This is a genomic window from Vibrio sp. 10N.247.310.23 (assembly GCF_041467155.1).
Taxonomy (GTDB): domain Bacteria; phylum Pseudomonadota; class Gammaproteobacteria; order Enterobacterales; family Vibrionaceae; genus Vibrio; species Vibrio crassostreae_C.
The window spans coordinates 37,297-60,830 of sequence record NZ_JBFSTZ010000018.1 but is presented as its reverse complement, the minus strand read 5'-3'; the positions used below and the strand labels follow the sequence as shown (position 1 = coordinate 60,830).

The window sequence follows — 23,534 nt, the reverse complement described above, 5'->3', positions numbered from 1 at the left end:
ATGCGGGCAATAGCGCGACGTCGACCGAGCTTGAAGTCATCATCGATACCGAAGCGGCGGCGACCATCACAATCGATGATGATATCGCAGGCGACGACATCGTGAACGCAGCGGAAGCGGCTGGTGACGTGACCATTACGGGTACCGTGGGTGGTGACGCCAAACCTGGTGATACCGTGACGTTGACGGTGAACGGCAACTCAACCGATTACACAGGCACGGTGAAAGCGGATGGCACTTACAGCATCAATGTACCGGGCAGCGAGTTAGTTGCGGATGCGGACAGCACCATCGTGGCGAGCGTGAGTGGCACCGATGAAGCGGGCAACCCGTTCACGGCGACGACAGAGGCAAGCGGTGACAACAAAGACGGTGGTTACGAGGTTGATACCGATATCAGCAAACCGACCATCGATCTGGTGGCGTCGAGCGACAGCGGCGACAGCGACACAGACAACCTAACCAATGACAAGACGCCGACGTTCTCGCTGGGCAACATCGATGACGATGTGGTGGCAGCGGGCATCGTGGTGCTCAAAGACGGCGTTGCCCTAGAAGGCACGCTGACCGAAGAGCAAGACGGCACTTGGAGCTTCACGCCGAGCGCCGACCTGGCGGATGGCACTTACGACTTGAGCGTAAAAGTGACGGACGATGCGGGCAATAGCGCGACGTCGACCGAGCTTGAAGTCATCATCGATACCGAAGCAGGAGCAGGTATAGATATCGATCAAGTTACTGGTGATGGTATTGTTAATGCTGAAGAAGCTTCATCTGATCAAGAGATAACAGGTAAAGTTTCTGGTGATGCAAGTGAAGGGGATACTGTACATATTTACTTGGGGGTTGGAGATAGCAAAGTTCTTATCGGTTCGACGGTAGTTCTAGCTGACAATACGTTCAAGTTAGTCACACATGGTTCGAATCTTATTATGGGTAACCCTGCAGATCTTACCGCTACTGTGACTGGAAGTGACGATGCTGGTAACGATTTTGTTGCTTCTAATACAGAGCGTTACTTTGTGTTCACAGATATTCCGGAATCTCCTGTAATTACAAATATCTCAGATGATTCTGCAGCTAGTGATTATTCTGAAGTTACATTGAGTGGTACTGGTGAGCCTGGCTTAACAATATTACTATTCGATGAAGACAGTAATCAGGTGAATGTAGCTCCGATTACAGTCGACAGTAATGGTAACTGGACCACTGATATATCGAACCTGGTTTCTACGTCAGTTAATGACAACGAATTCTTTACAGCCAAACAAGTTGATAATTACGGTAACACTAGTGAATCATCGAATACCGTACATTACTACCATGGTGATTTTGACCCAGCACAGCAAGAAACTACAGATGACTTCGTCTTACTTGGTGGGGGAGATGATCAATTTAATGCCACAGTAGACGACATAGATGACAGATTAGTTGTAGATGGTGGCTCTGGTACAGATACCGCTGTGTTTGATTTCTCTTTGGATTCAGCTTTAGTACAGTTAAACGCTGATGGTTCAGTGACTATCACTGAAAGCAATAGTGATGTGAACACTTTCATCGAGTTTGAAAACTTCAACTTCACTGATGGTGGTAAAACTGTTGAAGAACTCTTTGCCCCTTCAGTTACTATTGTAAGGGATGAAGACGAATTCATTAACAGTGATAGACCTGTGGTTTCATATAATGTGACACTGCCAGCTGGTGCTGCAGTCGGTGCCACGCTGTCGATAGAAGTTGAAGGTCAACTTACTGAAACTAAAGTTCTTACTCAATCTGATATAGATTCTGGCTCCTTATCCTTTGATGTTGATATGGATACGGTTGTAGACGGTGAGCTGAATATTGATGCAGAGTTAACATATCAAAATCAGCCTGCAGGCACGCAATTTATTGGGACTGATGCGTTATCTACCAATATCGACCCTAGTGCATCTAGTTTTAGTATTGATTTAGGTACAGAGCAGACAGCACAGTTCACGTTCGATTCTCACGTAAGTGACGCTGAAGACGATTTAAGCAGTACTGATAATAAAGATGTTCAACTTTCGATTATTGATCTTCCTGAGCTTGGTTCTTTATATGTGGTTGATGGTGATACTCGTACATTAGTTGATGAAAATACAGTTCTAACTGAAGACACCCAAATCGAATATGTACTTGATGAGACTATAAACTCAGACCTGTCTTTTGATGCATCAGAAGATTTTAACAATATAAATGGTTCAGAAACATCTTATACATTAGATAGTGGTGTAATCATTTCTGGTGGTCTTTTCGATGGAGATAGACCAGACTCATCTAGCAATTTAACAGCTGAAACATTGCATTATGATAGTGAGGAAAATGAGTCAGGATTAGGTGTAGGTGATAAAGAACTTGATGTTTCAACTAAAGATTTTATCTCGATAGACTTTACTAAGGTTGGTGATTCTAACGCCACTGAGGTAACAGTAACTGAGGTTAATATCGATTTTGGTAGTGTCTGGGCTCACTATGCCGATAACAATTCTGCTGATGCTGAGATACAAGTTATCTTATTTAAAGATGGTGTTCAGGTAGGCAATGACCCTTACATCTTTGATGATGATACTAATTCTGCCGTTTATGATGGAAGCGGTGAATTCACTGCAAATATCCAGCTTGATGGTGGGTTTGATGAGATTCGTGTATACACAGTTAATGGGGACCAATCAAATGGATCGAACTCTAATATCACATTGCAAGGTGTTGAAGTTGTAGATACGATTGTTTCTGAAAAAATCACCTATGAAGCTACAGATAGTGACAAAGGAACCGATACTGGTGTTATAACCATTTCAACTTCAAGTACACAGGATTCAACAAATAAAGCACCAGTCTTGAATGACTCTCAGCTTGATGCTTCTAATGAAGATCAGGTGGTTAGTTTGTCTCTGGATAAGCTCAATATTACTGATGCTGATGGAGACCAGACATTTATTACAGATGTCAAGGTTGACCCATCATATGGTTCGGTTCAGCTTGTAACAGATTCAGAAGGGAAAGTGACCTCTGCAGAGTTTACACCAGCTTCGGATAAACATTTCGATAGCGTACCGTTTACTGTGACTGTTTCTGATGGAGCTAAGTCGAGCGAAGGTACAGCAACACTTGTTGTGAATGCCGTGGCTGATAAGCCTAATGTTACTGCGGTATTTGGTGATACTTCAAATGTTGTGATTAGTGATGCATTGCATACTAAGCTTGTTAATGCTGATGCTAACACCAGTTTTACTGAAAGTGATTATGCTGAACTTGGTCATACTGTAATGAATCAGTATGGTCAAACAACGGGGACTGTAGGAAATGATTTAATCGTTGGTTCTGATGTAAGCTCTGGTGATAGTTTGATTGGAGATGCTAATACAAACCCAGGAGGTACAGGTTCTGATATTTTTGTTGGCCGTGATGGTGATGATCATCTTTCTGGTGGTACTGGTTCATTGGATGCTGAAAGTGCTATTGATACTGCAGTATATGAAGGTGATTTTTCTGAATACAATTTAACTTTTGTTGGTGACACGACGACACAACATGATTGGACTATCGTGGATAGTTTGAACCGTGATACTCCTGAATGGGGTAGTACTGGTGATAAACTGTATCAAATTGAACGTTTAATTTTTGCAGATGCTATTGTTGAACTTAATGAAGACGGAACATTCAATGTGCTTCAAGATGTTGGCTTTACAGTAACAGCTTCGGTAGCAGATACAGACGGAAGTGAGTACCTAGACGAAGTTAGAATTTCCGGGTTACCAGATTCTGCAGAAATTATTGATAAAGATACTGGTAATGTTCTTGGTGGTTTCGTAACCATTGGTGATGAATCTGTCTGGGTCATTGATATTGAAGGTGACACTACACAGCATATTAGCTATGACAATCTTGCAGTAAGAGATAGTTCAGGTGAACAGTTAGATGTTGATGTTGAAGTCGTTGCTGTAGATGTGAATGAAAATGTTTCAACAGCGAGTACTAGTGTTAATGTTGCTGAAACTAACGATATCATGGCAGATCAAGGCGGGAGCGTACCAACAACAGTCATTACTCTGATTATTGATTCTTCTGGAAGTATGGCAAGTACTCCGAGTGGTCTAAGCGATATGAGAATTGAGTACGTATTGCAAGCGTCAATTAATCTCTTGCAAAACGTGGCTGATCAAGAAGGCAGTGAAGATGTTCTGGTACAGTTAATAGACTTTGATTCTGGAGCGACGAATACTGGTTGGAAGACAGTAGCTGAAGCTATAGCTATTCTTACCACCGCTCAAGAAAAAGTAGATGAGAGAAATTATAACGGTATCTTCGATGCGCAAGGCGGAACGGATTATGAAGATGGCGTAGAGGCAGCAATCGCTGGTTACAATACTAACCCAGTTTCAAATTTGTCATCTGACGATACCAATGACGTTGTTTACTTCTTAAGTGACGGTCGAGACAATGGCGATTGGGACAGTGATACCAACAGCGATTGGGACAGCTTTATTGCCGATAAAGATGTGACTGCCGTTGGAGTCGGTAGCTCAGATAATGTGCCTGAGAGTGGTCTTAAAGAAGTCGCTGGTAACAATGGTAAAGTTGTTTATATACCAGACTCTCTAATCACAACGGAATTACCAAAACTTCGTCCAACAATCGGTATTGCTGGTTCGTTGTTGCTATCTCTATCTGGCCTAGATGCAGTAGCAGTAATGATTGATGAGAGCAAAGCGTCAGTGATTCAGAAAGTCGATACTGATGGAAACACCATTAACCTGCCAACAGGTCTAACATTTACCAAAGACAGTGTTGGGAATGAACTGGTTGTTGATATTGGTTACGGAGAATTTCGAGTTGCACAAGATGGTTCATACTATTTCCAACCATCAAGTGACAGCACAGCAAGTGACACCGGTAAAGCGGTTGCATTTGAAATCCTTGTAACTGTAGAAGACAGTCAAGGCGCTCAGTCACAGCAACTTATTACATTAAATCTAAGCCCTAGCGGTGAGGTGAATGTTGCACCTACTTCTTCGTTTAACGCATCGACAGGTGATGATCAGTTCCAGGGTACTGAACAAGATGACATTATCTTAGGTCATGCTGGTAATGATGTACTACTAGGGGCTGCGGGGGATGATATCTTACTCGGTGGCGACGGTAGCGATATCTTAATCGGTGGCTTAGGTGATGACATTCTAACTGGTGGCGACGGTGATGATATCTTCAAGTGGGTTGATGAACCTTTGAACAACTATCGAGACGTTATTACTGACTTTGAAGTGGGCAGTGACCGTATTGATTTGTCTGAACTCCTTCATGATGAAAATACAATGGATGATGTTCTTGAACATTTGTCAGCTAAGATTAGCGATAACAACCAAGACCTAGAGTTAACCATTACTAATGATCAAGGTTCTCAAACTATAGTATTGCAGGGCCAAGCAAGTAATCTTAGTGGTTTTGACGTCGATTCTTCTGGTGTTTATTCCGGTGATGAATTGACGAATTTAGTAAATTCACTAATGACTAACCTACCAAACTCTTAATTCATGAATAACAAAAAGGGCCGAAAGGCCCTTTTTTAATATGTCTGTTTCGTCATATAAAATAATAGAGTCAAAAGCTCAAGGATTAAAGAACCTTACAAGCAAAACCTTTCAGGTAGAAACCTTCTGGGTAGGCAGTGTCTGTTAGGTGGTCGGCTGCTTGCTCGAAGCGTTCTACGAATTTAACAGTGCGGCCTGCATCTAATGCTGCATCAGCAATGATTTTTTGGAACAAATCAGTACCCATTAAGCCAGAGCAAGAGTAGGTGAGTAGAGTGCCACCTGGTTTCAGGATTTGCATCGCAAGCATGTTAACGTCTTTGTAGCCGTTAGCGCCTGAAGTTAGGTTATTCTTGCTTGAAACAAACTTTGGTGGATCCATGATCACTACGTCGAACTTCGTGCCTTGGTCTCGGTATTCGCGAAGTAGTTTGAATACGTCTGCGTTTAGGAATACTGCACGCTTTTTCGAGATGTCGAACTCATTCAGCTCAGCGTTGAACTTAGCTGTATCAAGAGCTAATTGAGAAACGTCTGCATTGATTACACGCTTAGCATCACCTTTAAGGGCATACAGACCAAAACCACCTGTGTACGAGAAACAGTTAAGGACATCTTTGCCTTTAACGTATTTCATCGATTCTTTACGGCTATCACGTTGGTCCATATAGAAGCCCGTTTTATGGCCTTCGATAATGTTTACGCTGATTTTCACACCGTTTTCTTCAATGACCACTGATTTAGGTGGTTCTTCACCGTGAAGTACGCCAACAACTTGTTCTAAGCCTTCTTTTTTACGGACTGCTACGTCAGAACGCTCATAAATATTGCAGTCAGGGAAACATTCAATTAAAGCTTCAACAAGTATGTTCTTATTAAACTCAGCTCCGGCGCTAAGTAATTGGCATACGAGGAAATCTTGATATTTGTCGATTGTGATACCGGGAAGGCCATCAGACTCTGCTGCAGTAAGGCGGTAGCCAGTTAGACCATCACGTTCAATGATATCTTCACGCAAAGATTGCGCGTCTTGAATTCGTTTTACGAAGAATGCTTTATTGATTTCTTCTTTTTCAAATGTCCAAACACGAGCTCGAATTTGAGATTCCGGTGAGTAAGCCGCTTTTGCAAGCCACTGACCATTTTGAGTGTATACGTCTACAGTTTCACCTGATTTTGGCTCGCCTTCGACTTTATCGATACCGCGTGAAAATACCCATGGGTGTTTACGGCGTAGTGATTTGTCACGGCCTTTAGCTAGATGAATTGAAGGAGTCATAATTTACTCTGTTTGTTGAATTTGAAGGAGGGGTATTGTCGAGGAAGTACAGTTGAAAAGCAAATAAGAAAGGGCTGCACAAGCAGCCCTAGTAATGATTAATCAACACATACTGGCTAGATATAAGTATTAAGCTTTGAGACCTGTCAGCAAACCTTCCATCGTATCACTTTGTTTACGAAGTTGGTCAACATTGGAATTACTCTTACTGATCATCTCGCAGATACTGTCTGACTGATGACGAATCTCCTCAACACTTTGAGCTATGTTATCTGCAACAACACCTTGCTCTTCCGCGGCTGTAGCAATCTGAGTACTACTGTCTGAGATAGATTGATTCTTTTCTGCTAAAGAGCCGATCTCGACATTCACTTCTGACATCAGTGTCTGGCCTTCATTAGCGTTGTTTACCGTTATTTCCATCAGTTTGGTTAGTGATTGGCTGTTACGTTGTAATGATTCAATCATGCTTTGGATTTCAACAGTTGCTTGTTGAGTACGACCTGCAAGGGCACGAACTTCATCGGCAACAACAGCGAATCCACGACCCTGCTCGCCGGCACGAGCGGCTTCGATAGCCGCGTTCAATGCGAGTAGATTGGTCTGCTCTGAAATGCCATTGATGGTTGCGACCACCTCATCGATCTGCGCCGCGTTGGCATCAAGCTCTTCTACTGCTTGTGAAGCGGATTGGATCTCTTGAGATAGGTTAGAGATAGACTCCAGTGTATTTGAAACCTTGACTTGACCGCTCTGAGCAACGCCGCGAGCGTCCATCGTTTGTGAACTAGACTCATGAGCAAGGGTAGCTACTTCGCGAATGGTAGCCGCCATTTGTTCCGTTGCACTTGCCAAGCTATTCAGGTGTTCCTGTTGGTTACCTGAGATGTCTGAACTTTGTTGTGTTGACTGGTTCAAGTCCGAGCTGATTTGCTGCATGAGAGCGACAGACTCTTGGATTGATAGAACCATGTTTTGTTCACGTTCAGCGACTTTATCGATTGTAATCGCGATTTCACTAAACTCGTCACGAACTAAGAAGTAGTTCATACGGCAAGTTAAGTCGCCATTCGCTAGGGTGTTCAAAGCTTTGTTCATAGAGAACATCGCGCCGCCAATGAAAGTCATGATGTAGTAAACACCTAGTGCGATAAGCGTTAGGGTTACAGCGATGATAGAAACCTGAGTCGTCGATAGAGCAGACCAAAGGTTTTGGTCATGGTTAGCAACTAGGCTGAACGCTCCATTCATCACTGAAACAGAACCAGCACCGTAGCCTAAAGAGATGGTTTCAGAGCTGCTGACAAGCTGAGCTACTTGATCTTTAGTGAGTTGACCCGCTTCGATAAGCCCTTTCATCAAGAGCATTTCTTCTTGATAAAGGTGAGCAAGTAAAGAGTCCGCGGCACTATCTAAAACGAGAGTTAATATAACCAGGGCGAGAAGAGGCAATAAGAAGAGTAGATAGAACTTTTCTTGGATTTTTAGGTGAATGAGATATTTGTCAATCCAACGAAATGGGATTTCTTTCATAATCGTTATACTCGAAGTAAGTCCACCAATAAGCGGTGAATGAATAGAAACTCGACTATATCATTCATATAATTTATGAGGCAACGTTATGGAAAGTTCACAATATATTTTTGTCGTGTCAGGCGTAGTTCAATGTGTTGGGTTCCGTTACCACACCAGTAGGCAGGCGCAAGCTATGGGTCTCTCAGGTTATGCAAAGAACTTAAATGATGGTCGAGTTGAAGTGTTAGTTGTCGGAGAGAGTCAGCAAATTGAGAAGTTACATGCTTGGCTCTATATTGGCCCTTCGAGCGCAACAGTAGACAACGTTGTGATGCATCAAGTTAAAGATAGTGAGCGCCAAGACGTACGCATAGGGGCGTTTAAAATACTGTAGTTGTAGCACTACAGTATTTTATATTGAACGTAACTTAATGACCTAAAGCGGGTTAGGTTTTACAAGCACTTTGCTGGTTTAGGTAAACCGGCGAGCTTGGTCGCTTGTTTTGCAGGGCCTTTTTTGAATAACTTGAAAAGGTACTTACTATTGCCTTTTTCTGGGCCGTGAGCTTTTTCCATTGCTTTAACGAGCATGCGAACCGCTGGTGAGGTGTTGAACTCTTCGTAAAAGCTCCTTACAAAATGTACGACTTCTAAGTGTGCATCTGTAAGTTCAATCGCCTCGTCTTGAGCAAGAATTTCAATCATGCCTTCTTCCCATTGCGTGTAATCCAATAGATAGCCTTGAGCGTCGGTTTCGATTTGCTTGCCGTTATATTCAAACATGTTTAATCCAGAATCCAATTAACTATGCGGATAGGGTACATGACCAAGTTTGTCTTTCTCAACAGAAATTGTAGCTATCCAATGAAATATCGTACTTATAGATACAAAAAAGCCCAAGAGGTAGGCTCTTGGGCTAGATATTCTTCAATGATGGGAACGATTAGTCGTCGCTGCCCATGATGCCTAGGATGCTTAGTAGGCTGATGAAGATGTTGTAGATCGATACGTACAAGCTGATCGTTGCAGAGATGTAGTTTGTTTCACCGCCACGAATGATGTTTTGCGTTGTAAGCAAGATAACACCAGTCGAGAACAGGATGAACATACCGCTCATTGCCAATGATAGTAGAGGCATTTGTAGGAAGATGTTTGCAACCATACCTACAAGTAGTACTACGAAACCAGCTAATAGCATGCCATTAAGGAACGACAGGTCACGCTTAGTTGTTAGTGCGTAAGCTGATGCGCCCATAAACGCCAGTGCTGTACCGCCAAGTGCAGTTAGGATGACATCACCCATGCCTGCGCCAACGTACATGTTTAAGATTGGACCGATGGTGTAGCCTAAGAAACCTGTAAATAGGAATGTGAAGACTAGACCCATGCTGTTGTCACGGTTCTTTTCTGTTAGGAAAAGTAGGCCGTAGAAGCCAACTAGCATGATAATAAGACCCGGGCGAGGAAGGTTCATCGCCATGGATACGCCTGCTACAACAGCAGACCAAAGTAGTGTCATAGACAGTAATGCGTAGGTGTTACGCAACACTTTATTGGTTTGCAGAGCACTTTCTTGAGATGCTGTGCGTGAAAACATAGGGCTGTTCATAATCTTCCTCGTAAGGTGACTTTAATAGTTATTAGTACATTTATGGGGGTGAAAGTTCGAAAAATCAAGTCTCTCATTCCTCTTGTATACGTAAAATAATAATCAAAATAGTCGGTTAAGTGTTTCTGAAGGTGTAACAAAGTATTTCTTAAAGTGCAGTTAAGGTTCGTTGTTCAATTTTAATCGCACTGAATCGCTGTTTATAATCTTGAAAAACTAATTATAACACTGAAAACAAAGAGGCGACCTAAGCCGCCTCTGTAGTTTATGCATCATAACACATTAGTGGTGTAAGATTTGGCTTAAGAAGTTCTGCGTTCTGTCTGATTGTGGGTTTTCAAAGAAATCGACAGGGTTGTTCTCTTCTATGATTTCACCGGCATCCATGAAGATAACGCGATCCGCGACCTCTTTAGCAAAGCCCATCTCGTGCGTTACACAAAGCATCGTCATGCCTTCTTCTGCAAGCTCAACCATTACGTCTAACACCTCACGAACCATTTCTGGATCGAGCGCCGACGTTGGCTCATCAAACAGCATCACTTGAGGGTTCATACACAAAGAGCGAGCGATAGCTACACGCTGCTGTTGACCACCTGAAAGCTGACCTGGGAACTTGTCCGCTTGCTCAGGGATTTTTACGCGCTCTAGGTACTTCATTGCAATCGCTTCGGCTTCTTCTTTTGGCATCTTTTTGACCCAGATTGGAGCCAGAGTACAGTTCTCTAATACCGTCAGATGTGGAAACAGATTGAAGTGTTGGAAACACATGCCGACATCTCTACGCACGGCTTCGATGTTCTTTAGGTCTTCCGTTAATTCATTACCTGAAACGAAGATATGACCTTTTTGGTGCTCTTCTAATCGGTTGATGCAGCGGATCATCGTTGATTTACCAGAGCCTGAAGGGCCACAGATAACGATTTTCTCGCCTTTTTTAACTTCTAAATTGATGTTCTTAAGTACGTGGAATTCACCGTACCACTTGTTCATGTCTTTCAACTCGATCATAAGACCTTGAGAGTTGTTTTCTGTCTGCTGCGTCATAATACGTCCTTGATCTTGTTAATTATCGTTTGTGACCGGTGTGAAGTCTGTTTTCTAGCCATATCGAATATCTCGACATGCCAAAACAAAACACCCAGAACACTAACGCGACAAATACATAACTTTCTGTTGAATACCCAAGCCATTCAGGGTCGGTATTCGCGGCTTGGCCAATTCCTAGTACATCAAACATACCAATAATCAAAACAAGACTGGTATCTTTAAACAAACCAATGAAGGTGTTCACAATTGAAGGAATCGTGATTTTAAGAGCTTGAGGTAGAATGATAAGCCCAGTCTTTTTCCAGTAGCTTAACCCCAGAGCATCAGCTGCTTCGTATTGGCCTTTTGGTATTGCTTGTAGACCACCTCGAATTACTTCGGCCATGTAGGCTGCACTGAATAGAACTACCCCTACAAGTGCTCGAATGAGCTTATCGGTTTCTGTCCCTTCTGATAAAAAGAGTGGCAGCATTACTGAAGCCATGAATAGAACTGTAATGAGCGGTACGCCACGCCAAATTTCGATGTATACGGTACACATACTGCGAATGATCGGCATCTCTGAGCGACGCCCAAGAGCAAGTGCAACACCAATAGGGAGTGACACTACAATACCAACAAGTGCGATGACCAGTGTAACCAATAGGCCGCCCCATTTATGGGTATCAACAACTTCTAACCCAAAGACGCCACCGTATAGCAAGCCGGCAATGATAAATGGGTAGATGTTGACGAAGAACAACCAAATCCACGTACGTTTAGGTGTTTTTTCATAAGCCAGTAAGGCTACAAAAATGGCCAACGTTGCGTAGAAGAGGCGAGGTCGCCACAGTTCAGCTTCTGGGTAGAAGCCATACATGAATTGGTCCCAACGAACGCTGATAAAAACCCAACAAGCGCCTTCGCTAGTACAGGCATCGCGTGTGGTTCCTATCCAGTCGGCACTGATGAATGCCCAATCCGCTATTGCCCATAATAGGGTGAAAGCAAAGTAAGCAAGAATCACAGTGACGACGCTGTTAATAGGTCCATTAAATAGATTTTTTCTTAACCAACCGACTGGCCCAACGGTATTCGCTGGAGGCGGAAGATCAGGTTGAAATTGATGTGTACTCATCTTATCTCTCCACCAACGCTACTTTGCGGTTGTATATGTTCATTAGAGCGGACGTTAATAGGCTCAAGGTTAGGTAGACGCCCATTGTCATCGCGATTACTTCGATAGCTTGTCCAGTTTGGTTAAGTGTTGTTCCTGCAAATACAGAGACAAGATCAGGATAACCAATGGCCATCGCAAGTGATGAGTTTTTGGTCAGGTTTAGATACTGACTGGTTAGTGGTGGGATAATGATTCTTAATGCTTGTGGAATAATGACAAGCTTTAGAGTTCTAGAACGTGGGATGCCTAGAGACATCGCAGCCTCAGTTTGCCCATGGTTTACCGCGTTAATACCTGAACGAACAATCTCAGCAATGAACGCTGCTGTATAGATACTTAAAGCGAGCATCAATGCAGCAAGCTCAGGGATTATCGTAACACCACCCTTGAAGTTAAACCCTTTCAACACAGGGTAATCTGCAGAGATAGGCATGCCCATAACAAAGTAAGTTATCAACGGTAAGCCTAAAATCAACGCAGCTGCAATTCGCAACATCGGTGTTTGTTGGCCGGTCAGTTTCTGTCTGTTCTTAGCCCAGATGTTGATAATAAACGTAGCGATAATACCGACAATCAATGATGCGATGACAATGCTACTGCCTTGCTCAAAGACTGGAGCAGGGAAGTACAACCCGCGTACGTTCAAGAAAATTGCTTCACCTAGACTCATACTTTGACGAGCAGAAGGCAAGGCTTGTAGAACGGCGAAATACCAGAAAAAGATTTGTAATAGCAGAGGGATATTTCGGAATATCTCAATGTAGACAGCTGCAAATCGGCTAACTAGCCAGTTTGAAGAGAGCCTAGCGATACCCATACTAAAGCCCAGCACTGTCGCTAGCATGATGCCGAGTACTGAAACCAAAGCGGTATTGAGAAGACCGATAAAGAATGTACGACCGTATGAGAAGGTCTCGTCGTATTCAATCAGTGTTAAGCCGATACCAAAACCAGCTTCTTGGGAGAGAAAATCAAAACCAGTGGTGATACCACGGGAATCTAAGTTTGTGAGTGCATTATTTACAATCGTGTAAAAGAAAGCACAAAGCGCCCCGACGGCGATAATTTGGAAAATGATGGAGCGAAAAGTGGGGTTGTAAAATAAGTTGGCACTTTTGGGCTGTGGCTTTGCCTGAGCTGGAGAAATAGTTTCATTAGGTTTCATACTACTATAACCTCAAATCCATTTAATAAATAGGGCGGAAAACTCCGCCCTAATTGATGCTTGAAAATTTATTAACGGATTGGTGGAGCGTACATAAAGCCGCCCGCATTCCATAATGCATTTACACCACGAGAGATTTGAAGTGGAGAACCTGTACCAACAGTACGCTCAAAACTCTCACCGTAGTTACCAACTTGCTTAATTACTTGGTAACCCCAGTCGTCGCGAATGCCAAGGCCTTTACCTTTAGGACCGTCTACACCAAGAATACGTTTGATGTTTGGATCTTTTGACTTAAGCATTTCGTCTGCATTTTTAGAAGAGATGCCGTATTCTTCCGCGTTAATCATTGCTGAAAGTGTCCACTTAGCAACGTTAAACCATTGATCATCATCTTGACGAACAACAGGGCCTAGAGGCTCTTTAGAGATGATTTCAGGAAGTACTTCTGCAGATTTAGGATCAGCTAGGTTTAGGCGAAGTGCGTATAGACCAGATTGGTCAGTTGTTAGTACGTCACAACGACCTGCGTCGAAACCTTTCGATGTTTGTGCTGCCGTATCGAATACCACTGGCTTGTAAGACATGCCACTGTTACGGAAGTAATCGGCTAGGTTAAGTTCAGTTGTTGTACCTGATTGAACACATACAGAAGCGCCATCAAGTTCTTGAGCACTTGTTAGGCCAAGTTCTTTCTTAACCATGAAGCCTTGACCATCGTAGTAGTTAACGCCTACGAAGTTCAGACCTAGAGCAGTGTCACGATGTAATGTCCATGTTGTGTTACGAGATAGTACGTCGATTTCGCCAGATTGAAGCGCAGTAAAACGCTCTTTTGCTGTTAGAGGTACATACTTAACTTTAGTCTTGTCACCGAGTACAGCCGCTGCAAGAGCTTGACAATACTCAACATCAATTCCTTCCCATTCACCTTTTGAGTTAGGGTTAGAGAACCCTGGAAGACCGGTACTTACACCACAAGTTAGAAAACCTTGAGATGTGACTTTGTCCAGAGTGCTTTCTGCCGCTGATGCCGATGTTGCCATCATCGCAGTTGATGCAGCTACTACTGAAGCAAGAAGTGTTAGTTTATTTGTCATTTGTATCCTTCCTTGTTAACCAGGTGACACCTGATACTCGTGCTCGTTTGAGTTTCTCTTATGTGTTGCGTTTTCTATGACCTTGTTGTTCAAATTAAACGAGTTGCATTTTGCAAATGAAACTGTGTGCGATTTAAACAACTGTTTATAAGGTTAGGAAAGGATCCGTAGTTTCACAAATGTATAATTTAAAAAGAATTTTGAATGAAATCACAAATCCGAACACAATTAGAATGACCAAATGTTAAGTGAATGTAAATAGTGCAACGGTTCACACTGTTGGTGCAACGAGATTTAGATTTTTATATTGATAATCGACTAGATAAATATTCTGAATAAACATCACAATGATGAAATATTAAACTTAAGAAATGTTGAAATTTGGTCAATAAATATTTTTATTACACTTCGATAGTTATGAATATGCTCCAAATTTGGTAGCATGGCTGAATAGTTATTGAAGTAGTCTCAAGGAAGAACATGCGTTATTTCCCAATGTTTTTGGATGTAGAAAATAAGCCAATCTTAGTGGTTGGTGGGGGTGAGGTTGCTTGCCGTAAAGTCGATAGCTTACTACGAGCGGGAGCGGATGTGACTTTGGTGTCTCCCAAGGTAGCGCCTTACTTAAAGCAGCTTGTGGACGAGAACAAGCTTCACTGGGTTCAAAACTTTTACTCGTCACAGATCATATCGAAAAATTACTTGCAGGTTTGGGCCACAACAGACAACCCAAGCTTGAATCACCAAGTGTATAATGATGCGAAAAAACTGGGCATTTTAGTCAATGTGGTTGACGATCTTCCTTACTGCGACTTCATCACACCTTCGATGATAAATCGCGGCAGAATCCAAATTGCCATCTCTAGTGGCGGGGCATCACCTGTTTTAGTAAGAAATATCAGAGAAAAACTCGAAACGGTATTGCCACAAAACATAGGTTTGATAGCAGACTTCGGTGCATCAAAACGCAATTCAATCAAAGAGTCATTCCCAACCGTCGACGAGCGTCGTAAATTTTGGGAGCGTTTCTTGTCATCCAGCTTTATCGAGCAGGTGAATGACAGAGAGCAGTTAGAGTCTTACTACCAGCAAGCGCTAACCGAAGGCATTGATAGCGAAGGGCAGGTCACTTGGATTGAATTCGAGCAAGATGTCGAGCTGTTGTCTATGAAGGCTTTACGTTTGATGCAGGAGGCAGAGCTCGTACTTTCACCGAGCGATTGTCCATTTGAATTTATCGACCTGTGCCGCCGAGATGCAGAAAGAGAGAGCTACGCCAACAGCGGAGAGCTATCAACAAAGCTTGAGCAAGCAAGAGCAGAGAAATTACGAGTGTGTGTGTTTATTCCACCAGCAAGCGTAGAGTTTAATCTGTTGGTCGGCAAAGACCTAAAATTGTCAGCAGCCCAAGTACTCAGTTGAGGTAATTGCTTCTAGTTGAAATGAGAGCTTTCTGGTTGTTTGAAATCGGCTAGAGGCTCGGAATAAAACTAAAGCTGGACCAGATAAATAAAAAGCCACTTCAAAAGAAGTGGCTTTTTGCTATTTCAAACACGACATTGTGCTGATGAATGAGCAACCCAAATAGGCGGTCACTCAAACTCAAAAATTAGTCGCGGAAGTTGTCAAACTGGAAAGGTTGACCAAGTTCACCGCCGCGAACTAGAGCCATAACAGCTTGTAGGTCATCACGCTTCTTACCAGTAACACGAACTTTGTCGCCTTGGATAGAAGCTTGAACTTTAACTTTGTTGTCTTTGATTAGCTTAACGATCTTCTTAGCGACATCAGTTTCAATGCCTTGCTTAAAGATAACCGTTTGGTGCCAAGTGCGACCTGTTTGGTCTGCCGCTTTCGCTTCCATCGCGTTAGGATCAACATTACGCTTCGTTAGGTTGCTGCGAAGGATATCGCGCATTTGCTTCAGTTGAAAATCGTCTTGAGCAGTCAATTTTACTGATTCATCTTTGTAATCAAAGCTTGCGTCAACGCCGCGGAAATCGAAACGAGTCGATAGTTCACGGTTTGCGTTGTCTACTGCGTTACGCAGTTCTACTGCTTCTACTTCAGAGATAATGTCAAATGATGGCATTGTGTTGTTTCCTTAAGCTAAGTTTCTATCTTTAATTGCTGTTGCAAGCATGTCTAGCATTGTTGCAGTATCTTCCCAGCTTAGGCATGGGTCAGTAATCGACTTGCCATATTCTAGGTTGTTAATGTCTGTCATTGGCTGGTTGCCTTCAATAATGAAGCTCTCTGCCATAATGCCTGCAATTTGGTTCTTGTTAGATTTAATTTGCTCACAAATGTCTTGTGCAACTTCTAACTGCTTACGGTGTTGCTTCTGACAGTTAGCGTGGCTAAAGTCTACAACCAAACGTTGAGGTAGATCGAATTCAGCCAGTTGCTTACATGCAGTATCTACAGATTCAGCGTCGAAGTTAGGGCCTTTATCACCACCACGTAGAATAACGTGACCGTATGGGTTGCCAGAAGTACGGTAAACCGTCATGCGGCCGTTCTTATCTGGAGAGTAGAAGTAGTGTGAAGCATGTGCTGCACGAATTGCATCGATAGCAATCTTGATGTTGCCGTTGGTCGCGTTCTTGAAGCCAACAGGGCAAGACAGTGCAGAAGCCATTTCACGGTGAATCTGAGATTCAGTTGTACGAGCGCCAATCGCACCCCAAGTGATAAGGTCTGCAATGTACTGACCTGTGATCATATCAAGGAATTCAGTCGCGGTAGCTAGGCCAAGCTTGTTGATATCTAGCAGAAGCTTACGAGCTTTGTTCAAGCCTGTTTCAAGTGCGTATGAACCATCAAGGTTAGGATCTGTAATCAAACCCTTCCAACCTACAACAGTACGAGGCTTCTCGAAGTAGGTTCTCATTACAACGAACAGTTCATCTTTGTACTGGTCTTGAATTTTGCTTAGGCGCTCAGCGTAATCAAGTGCCGCATCTGTATCGTGAACAGAGCAAGGGCCTACGATAACTAATAGGCGGTTATCACGACCAGTTAGGATATCTTCGATTTGGCGGCGAGAATTTTTAATGCGCTCAGCAACGTCGTCAGTAATAGGGTGTGCATTGCCTAGTTCGGCAGGAGTTGGCATAGGACCCAGAGCTTGGGTTCTCAACTCATCAGTTTTTAATGGCATGTGATAGCTTTTTTATTCTATTGCGAAGTGGTTAAGATAACGGAATTGAACAGAGGAATAAACTCTATTGAGTCAAAGTTATCTCAGTTATTGCTAATATTCTTATTTTTATCAGCAGGCCAGCGTCAAATAAGGGATTTTCACTTGTATTAACAGGCAGCTATCGGTATTTTCGTTTGAACACAACATAAAAATGCTGGAGCAGCAATGACTCAAGAAAATCAAAGCACTTTGCACCCAGAACTCGTCTTAGGTGATGTGCTGCCTTCTTACAACGATAATAATAATTCTAACCACTTATACGTTTCATTATCAGAATTAGTGATGGATCGTGTCTTCTACCACCCAAGTATCGAGAGTCACTTAGATACTTTGACTGATATTGAAAAAACGTCTTTAGAAGCGATCCTTGGCGATAAAACAGTCGATGAGCATTTTGTTTCGACCTTAGTGATTGCCATTCAAGCTGCCGTTCAGCCAAATCACACTTCTGTTCGTATCGCATTAAGCAGTGCAGACAGCTATGGATTCCGTTCGCTGCTTGGCGGGAACTGTGAAGCAGAAGAGATTAACCCTGCACTAGGTGTTCGTGGCGTTGCTCGTTACGCGACACCAGAATACAGCAAGGCTTTCGCTTTAGAATGTCAGGTTATTAAGGCATTACGTGAGCAGGGCATCAACGTTGAAGTAGTTGTGCCTTACGTTCGTGCGTTAAGCGATGCCGCTAAGATTATTGACCTGCTTGCCGAGCAAGGGCTACCACGCGGCCTTAACGGTTTGAAAGTACTGTTCTCGTGTGATGTGCCGTCTGCAGTGCTACTGAGCGAACGTTTACTGCATTACTTCGATGGTGTAGTGGTAAACGTTGATAGCTTAGCGTCTTTCACTTTAGGCGTAGACAAACACAATGAAGCTCAGCAGCACGCTTTTGATCCACAAAACGAAGCGGTTATTACCTTGTTGGATATGATTGTTAAAGCAACCCTGAACGCGAAGAAGCCAGTGCTGCTAGTAACTCAAGGCTTAGTGGATTACCCACGTCTACAAGGTTACATAGCTGATCTTGAATGCGTAGAAACGGTCGTGACTGCGTAAATCGATTAGCTTGCCTGATAAGCCGACTTAAGGCGCTAATGCTTTGAGAATGAAAGAGATATCATTGTGCGATGATATCTCTTTTTTGTAACATTTTTTTGACATTCTTATCGCTAGTCGATTAACTGGTCTGATGACTAACTTGGCTAGGTAATTCGAATGTTGACCCCTCTACAAAAAGCAAATTTCTACTTAAGCATGTTTGGCTTTTTCAAAGTCCCACTTATCTGGTTGTGCCGACCAAAACTACTCGCGTTGGACAACCAACATGTTGAAGTGAAAATCCCGCTTAGAAGGCGTACTAAGAATCACCTTAACAGTATGTACTTTGGCGTTTTGGCTGTAGGTGCGGATGTCGCGGGTGGGTTTCTTGCGATGAGCAAATCTCAGCAGCAAGGTGAAAAGATCTCGTTGGCTTTTAAAGAGGTGACGGGTAACTTTTTGAAGCGCCCTGAAGGTGATGTGCATTTCACTTGTAACGACGGTGAGCTGATCAACACTATGCTGGCAGAAACCATGTCGACCGGAGAACGGGTCAATCAACCCGTAACCATTATCGCGACTTGCCCATCTTTACATGGTGACGAGCCGATGGCGGAGTTCACGCTTACGCTTTCAATTAAGAAAGTCCCTTCAAGAAAATAGCGATTAAATAATAGATTTTGGTTTAGAAGTCATGGGTAACGTTGAAGAGATAAAACAACGGTATGTGAATGGTTTCCACATACCGTTATAGAGAACTTTATAACGGCTCTATGACTCTTGAGTGATCTGCTCAATATCAACTATTTTTGAACGGTTCATAACGATCTTCCAACGGTAGTAGGTTGGTTCGTTATCATGGTTGTTCTCTTTAATGATCAGGTTGAGAAGATGACGCTTTTCTACTGATTCGCGGCTCACTTGTCCTTCATTCAAGCGGTAGATCTTGTTTGAGCCTTTATCCATCAACCGTGTCAGCGCTCTTAGGCTGATCGATAACGTTTCACGAGTCTCCTCATAACCACTCATAAAGGTCGATGTCGACATCTCAGTATGAGAGCGGTAATGCAAGATTTGCTCTTCACGTTGTACCACACGCTTTTTACGGATCGACTGAATGCGATCTGCAAGCTTAGAAAAATTTGCGTAGTCCAACCATTCCAGTTTATGGCCTACTGACTTGTTGGTCGTTGGATCATAGTAACGACGCTTCCATTTTGGCTTGCCTTTACGCAGCCAGCGCCAAAGGATGTCTCTCAAGTCATCTTTAAAGATCTCACGCAGTGCGTAAATGAAAGACATTGCCACGATGAAAGAGGCGGTAATCTCACCAAGAAAGTCACGAGCCAAGATCACAGTAGTGGTCACGACAACCATCACCAAACCGGTCGCGATGCCTTTCACGGCACGCTTAACGTTCTTACCCATCGACGTTGTCTTTTCTTTAAGCACGATAGGGTGTTCAATCAAACGACGCAGCAAACGCATCTTGTTACTCAAGCGGGTAACGTCCTCTCGAACTCTTGCTGAGTTGTAGCGGTTCAGTTTACGGTGCGCGGTCTCTTTATCACAAAGCGTTAAGAGTCGTTCTTTAATCGTTGAATACTCACTACCTCGTGGCATGTGTGAAACTAGCGATAGGAACTTTTGCTCGGTATACCAAGATAGGTAGTTATCGATATTAGCGTAGTAGCGCTTGAGATTTTCTTCGTAAGGGATGCTTCGGCGTAGCTTCTTCAAGATATCTAAAGCCAATTCAATGACTTCATCTACTTCATCAGCCGTTACGTCGTCACTATCAGTTTTATTTAAGCTGCTGACTGCTTTATCTAACGCGATAACATATTGGTAGGCAAACAGACTCAAACTGACACGATACTGTGTTGTAGATAAGCGTCCACGTTTTGCCAAGCGACTGTGTACCAAAGGTAAAAGTGTTTTGTCACTATAGTAGGCACGTTTTTGAGTGATTGAGCTGTAGAAAAAGGCACTTTCAGAAAGCACTTCAGGAGTCAGTCCAAGTTCACCGGGAATGAATAGATAAACGTCCATGTCGAGCTTTTTGGTCTTAGCCATGGCATGGTTAATTTTAAGTGTTATCGCATCTTGTTTATCAACGGTGATCAACGATGTCTCCTAGAATGTAAAAATATGAATGAAACTAGCGAAAGCATATCAGAGATCACGTATAATCTCCGCCAAATTTAAAGTAGAGACAACCTTGATGATTAATATTGGTCAAATAAACAACTTAGAAGTAGTAAAACAAGCAGACTTCGGTGTATTCCTTGACGCGAGCGACTATGGAACCGTGTTGCTGCCGAAACGATTTACTCCTGAAGGTGTTGAAATTGGTCAAAAGCTAGATGTTTTCTTATACATAGATTCTGACAACCAGATCGCTGCAACGACTGAAAAACCAATAGCTCAAGTAGGCCAGTTTGGTTTGATGACGGTTGAAGGTGTTAACAGCACTGGTGCATTCATGAGCTGGGGCGTGAAAGGTAAAGACCTTCTTGTTCCTTTCAGCGAGCAGCGTGGCCGTTTAAACGAAGGTCAGTCAATCTTAGTATATGTGTATATCGATAAAGCATCGAGCCGTATCGTTGGTACAACGAAGTTCAACAAATGGTTAGACAACACGCCTGCGACTTATAAGCAAAATGAGCAAGTTGATCTCATTATCGCTGAGCGCAGCCAATTGGGTTACAAAGCGATCGTGAACGGTGAACACTGGGGTATGATTTTCCCATCTGACATCATCGGTAAGCTGTTCATTGGTAAAACACTAAAAGGCTACATTAAAAACGTTCGTGAAGAAGACGGTAAGATTGATTTGTCTCTTCAGAAAGTTGGTGTCGCTAAGATGGATGACCTAAGCACTAAGGTTCTTGATCTGCTTGAGAAGAAAGGCGGTTACCTGCCTTTGAATGATAAGTCTTCTCCTGAAGTTATTTTCTCTGCATTCAGAACCAGCAAAGGTACGTTCAAGAAGACAATTGGTGGTTTGTACAAATCTGGCAAGATCACTATCGACAAAGAAGGTATTAGCTTAGTTAAATAAGCGATCCTCTCGGTCAAAAAAAAGCCCAAACCTTCCTGTTTGGGCTTAGGGGAAAGGGCTCCGAAGAGCCTACGCTAATCGTTTTAATCTTTTGACTATTAGATTGAAGTCTAGTTTAGATTCCCTAAAGTGCGATTTTTCTTTTTGGAAATAGTGGCTTGAATTGATATTTATGTAATTAGTTGTTGATTTACAAGCGCTCGCACACTGAGTTACATGGCCGATAGAATAGAAAAAGCCCAAACAATTAACGTTGTTTGGGCTTTTGTTTATCTAGCTGTATACAGGGAGAAAGCTTTAGAATAGGTTCTTATCGCGCACTAACTCGCGTGGTAAACCGTTCTTCACTCGGTTGCCAACCCATTTACCAAGGCCGATGATTGCACCGTTGTACTTCACTAGTACTTCACCTTTGCCAGACAAGCCTTCAGGGCGAACATCGCGTCCCATGAACCATTCACGAGCATCTTCAATGCTTAGCTCGACAACATTAGCTTCATTACCTGTTGCAAGCGTTGTCGCCACTTGGTGCTGCCAGCGGTAACCTTTTTTATGGGTTTCGGCGATCTTGATTCCCATGCGAGAAAAACGGAACTCACCGATCATAGGCTCTAGCGCTTCTGGGAATAGCCAAACGTCTTTGTCGCGAATCCAAACCTGAGTATCGCTTGGCAATTCGATATCGAGAGTACTCATTAGTTGTTCAGCGACTTCTTGCTGAGTTTTCTTTGATGCTTTTTCAAATGGGAATTTACCCATACGTTTTTTAACTTCTGGTGGAGTAACAGACGCTAATTTACGGATACGTGCAACAAAGAAACCTTCTGAGTCATAAACTTGAGGGAAGATGTGTAGAAAGCCTTCCTCTGTCGTGGTTGCTTTTGCGTTGTCGAATAGTGATTCAAGAGATTCAAATTCAACCGCATCACCAAAGGTTTCTTTTAAGTGATGACACACTTGTTGGTTCTCTTCGGTGCTAAGCGTACACGTTGAGTAAACCAAAACACCATTAGGTTTAAGAGCATGGAATGCACTTTCAATCAGATCTTTTTGCGTGTCGGCAATATTGACCACAGATTGATACGTCCAGTTCTTCATCGCATCGGCGTCTTTACGAATGGTACCTTCGCCAGAGCAGGGTGCGTCTAGCAACACAGCATCAAACTGTTCTGGTAACCAACCACCAAAAACTCGACCGTCAAAGTTACTTAGAGCGGCATTACGAACGCCACAACGTTCGATGTTAGCGTGAAGGACTTTCACACGGCTTGCTGCATACTCATTGGCAACCAATACACCGCGATTATTCATTAGCGCAGCGATTTGCGTTGTTTTAGAGCCGGGTGCAGCCGCAGTGTCTAGCACCGCTTGGTAATCAGCTTCGCCTTGGAAAAGTGCCGAGGGTGGCATCATCGAGCTGGCTTCTTGGATGTAGAAAAGACCAGACATGTGTTCTGCCGTATTACCTAGTGGCGCTTCACTTTCGTCCGCTGTAATCCAAAAGCCCGTTTCACACCAAGGTACAGGTTCCAGTTCCCAGCCTTTCTCTTTTGCTCGTACTAGGAAGTCTTCAACACTGATTTTCAATGTGTTGATTCGAATACTTTTACGAAGTGGTTTTTGGCATGACGCAACAAAAGAAGCCATATCTAGATGACTAGGCATGATTGCTTCGATGTGCGTTAGGAATTCTTCAGGAATATATACGTTAGCGTGCAAAAGAGTATCTCGATTTATTGCATTAATGCGGGGAGTTTAAAGCAAAATGAGGCCGTTCTAAACCATATTTGCAGCAAACAACAAA

Annotated in this window: 18 protein-coding genes; 6 read left to right on the top strand and 12 right to left on the bottom strand. The window is 43.1% G+C overall.

Going from position 1 to position 23,534, the window contains the following annotated elements; genetic code table 11:
• Nucleotides 1-5,549, top strand: a 5,549-nt coding sequence (locus AB6D93_RS14785; RefSeq protein WP_372127223.1) for an Ig-like domain-containing protein, incomplete at its 5' end; no start/stop codon positions are given.
• An 85-nt stretch (nt 5,550-5,634) separates the two neighbouring features.
• Here the strand turns inward: AB6D93_RS14785 and AB6D93_RS14780 are convergent.
• Both AB6D93_RS14780 and AB6D93_RS14775 read right to left on the bottom strand, forming a co-directional pair.
• Complete coding sequence (locus tag AB6D93_RS14780; protein WP_017066319.1) at nt 5,635-6,828, bottom strand: class I SAM-dependent methyltransferase; 1,194 nt, start codon at nt 6,826-6,828, stop codon at nt 5,635-5,637.
• A 129-nt stretch (nt 6,829-6,957) separates the two neighbouring features.
• The gene (locus tag AB6D93_RS14775; RefSeq protein WP_102333360.1) at nt 6,958-8,361 is read right to left on the bottom strand and encodes a methyl-accepting chemotaxis protein; all 1,404 of its coding nucleotides are present in this window, start codon (nt 8,359-8,361) and stop codon (nt 6,958-6,960) included.
• Nucleotides 8,362-8,449: 88 nt separating this feature from the next.
• On the opposite strand from AB6D93_RS14775, the gene yccX reads away from it, so the two are divergent.
• Nucleotides 8,450-8,737 (top strand): acylphosphatase, encoded by a 288-nt coding sequence (yccX, locus tag AB6D93_RS14770; protein WP_017059706.1) that lies wholly within the window; start codon nt 8,450-8,452, stop codon nt 8,735-8,737.
• Between the two features lie 59 nt (nt 8,738-8,796).
• On the opposite strand, the gene AB6D93_RS14765 is transcribed toward yccX, so the two are convergent.
• The 6 genes from AB6D93_RS14765 to AB6D93_RS14740 form a co-directional block, all read right to left on the bottom strand.
• Nucleotides 8,797-9,126 carry a TusE/DsrC/DsvC family sulfur relay protein gene (locus AB6D93_RS14765; protein WP_017057205.1) on the bottom strand — a complete coding sequence of 110 codons (330 nt, stop codon included), beginning with the start codon at nt 9,124-9,126 and terminating at the stop codon, nt 8,797-8,799.
• Nucleotides 9,127-9,286: 160 nt separating this feature from the next.
• Nucleotides 9,287-9,952 (bottom strand): Bax inhibitor-1/YccA family protein, encoded by a 666-nt coding sequence (locus tag AB6D93_RS14760; RefSeq protein WP_017057206.1) that lies wholly within the window; start codon nt 9,950-9,952, stop codon nt 9,287-9,289.
• A 282-nt stretch (nt 9,953-10,234) separates the two neighbouring features.
• On the bottom strand, nt 10,235-10,999 hold the full coding sequence (locus tag AB6D93_RS14755; RefSeq protein ID WP_017059704.1) for an amino acid ABC transporter ATP-binding protein: 765 nt from the start codon (nt 10,997-10,999) through the stop codon (nt 10,235-10,237).
• A gap of 22 nt (nt 11,000-11,021) precedes the next feature.
• Entirely contained in the window at nt 11,022-12,119 is a 1,098-nt protein-coding gene (locus AB6D93_RS14750; protein ID WP_017059703.1) for an amino acid ABC transporter permease, read from the bottom strand.
• A 1-nt stretch (nt 12,120) separates the two neighbouring features.
• The gene (locus AB6D93_RS14745; protein ID WP_017066316.1) at nt 12,121-13,326 is read right to left on the bottom strand and encodes an amino acid ABC transporter permease; all 1,206 of its coding nucleotides are present in this window, start codon (nt 13,324-13,326) and stop codon (nt 12,121-12,123) included.
• Nucleotides 13,327-13,397: 71 nt separating this feature from the next.
• Nucleotides 13,398-14,426, bottom strand: coding sequence for an amino acid ABC transporter substrate-binding protein (locus AB6D93_RS14740; protein WP_017059701.1), 1,029 nt, complete (start codon nt 14,424-14,426; stop codon nt 13,398-13,400).
• A 480-nt stretch (nt 14,427-14,906) separates the two neighbouring features.
• Between AB6D93_RS14740 and AB6D93_RS14735 the strand changes: the two genes are divergently transcribed.
• A complete protein-coding gene (locus AB6D93_RS14735; RefSeq protein WP_017059700.1) occupies nt 14,907-15,848 on the top strand; it encodes a bifunctional precorrin-2 dehydrogenase/sirohydrochlorin ferrochelatase in 942 nt (313 codons plus the stop codon).
• 187 nt (nt 15,849-16,035) lie between these two features.
• On the opposite strand, the gene AB6D93_RS14730 is transcribed toward AB6D93_RS14735, so the two are convergent.
• Nucleotides 16,036-16,518, bottom strand: coding sequence for a YajQ family cyclic di-GMP-binding protein (locus AB6D93_RS14730; protein ID WP_017063832.1), 483 nt, complete (start codon nt 16,516-16,518; stop codon nt 16,036-16,038).
• 12 nt (nt 16,519-16,530) lie between these two features.
• The gene (locus AB6D93_RS14725; protein ID WP_017059698.1) at nt 16,531-17,589 is read right to left on the bottom strand and encodes a 3-deoxy-7-phosphoheptulonate synthase; all 1,059 of its coding nucleotides are present in this window, start codon (nt 17,587-17,589) and stop codon (nt 16,531-16,533) included.
• Nucleotides 17,590-17,796: 207 nt separating this feature from the next.
• On the opposite strand from AB6D93_RS14725, the gene AB6D93_RS14720 reads away from it, so the two are divergent.
• Both AB6D93_RS14720 and AB6D93_RS14715 read left to right on the top strand, forming a co-directional pair.
• Nucleotides 17,797-18,684, top strand: coding sequence for a putative PEP-binding protein (locus tag AB6D93_RS14720; protein ID WP_017066315.1), 888 nt, complete (start codon nt 17,797-17,799; stop codon nt 18,682-18,684).
• Nucleotides 18,685-18,843: 159 nt separating this feature from the next.
• The gene (locus AB6D93_RS14715) at nt 18,844-19,329 is read left to right on the top strand and encodes a PaaI family thioesterase (RefSeq protein WP_017059696.1); all 486 of its coding nucleotides are present in this window, start codon (nt 18,844-18,846) and stop codon (nt 19,327-19,329) included.
• Between the two features lie 108 nt (nt 19,330-19,437).
• On the opposite strand, the gene AB6D93_RS14710 is transcribed toward AB6D93_RS14715, so the two are convergent.
• The gene (locus AB6D93_RS14710) at nt 19,438-20,793 is read right to left on the bottom strand and encodes a hypothetical protein (protein ID WP_017063834.1); all 1,356 of its coding nucleotides are present in this window, start codon (nt 20,791-20,793) and stop codon (nt 19,438-19,440) included.
• Between the two features lie 28 nt (nt 20,794-20,821).
• On the opposite strand from AB6D93_RS14710, the gene AB6D93_RS14705 reads away from it, so the two are divergent.
• Complete coding sequence (locus tag AB6D93_RS14705) at nt 20,822-21,730, top strand: S1 RNA-binding domain-containing protein (protein ID WP_017059694.1); 909 nt, start codon at nt 20,822-20,824, stop codon at nt 21,728-21,730.
• Nucleotides 21,731-22,027: 297 nt separating this feature from the next.
• On the opposite strand, the gene rsmF is transcribed toward AB6D93_RS14705, so the two are convergent.
• The gene (gene rsmF, locus AB6D93_RS14700; RefSeq protein ID WP_102333359.1) at nt 22,028-23,449 is read right to left on the bottom strand and encodes a 16S rRNA (cytosine(1407)-C(5))-methyltransferase RsmF; all 1,422 of its coding nucleotides are present in this window, start codon (nt 23,447-23,449) and stop codon (nt 22,028-22,030) included.
• Between the last annotated feature and the right edge of the window lie 85 nt (nt 23,450-23,534).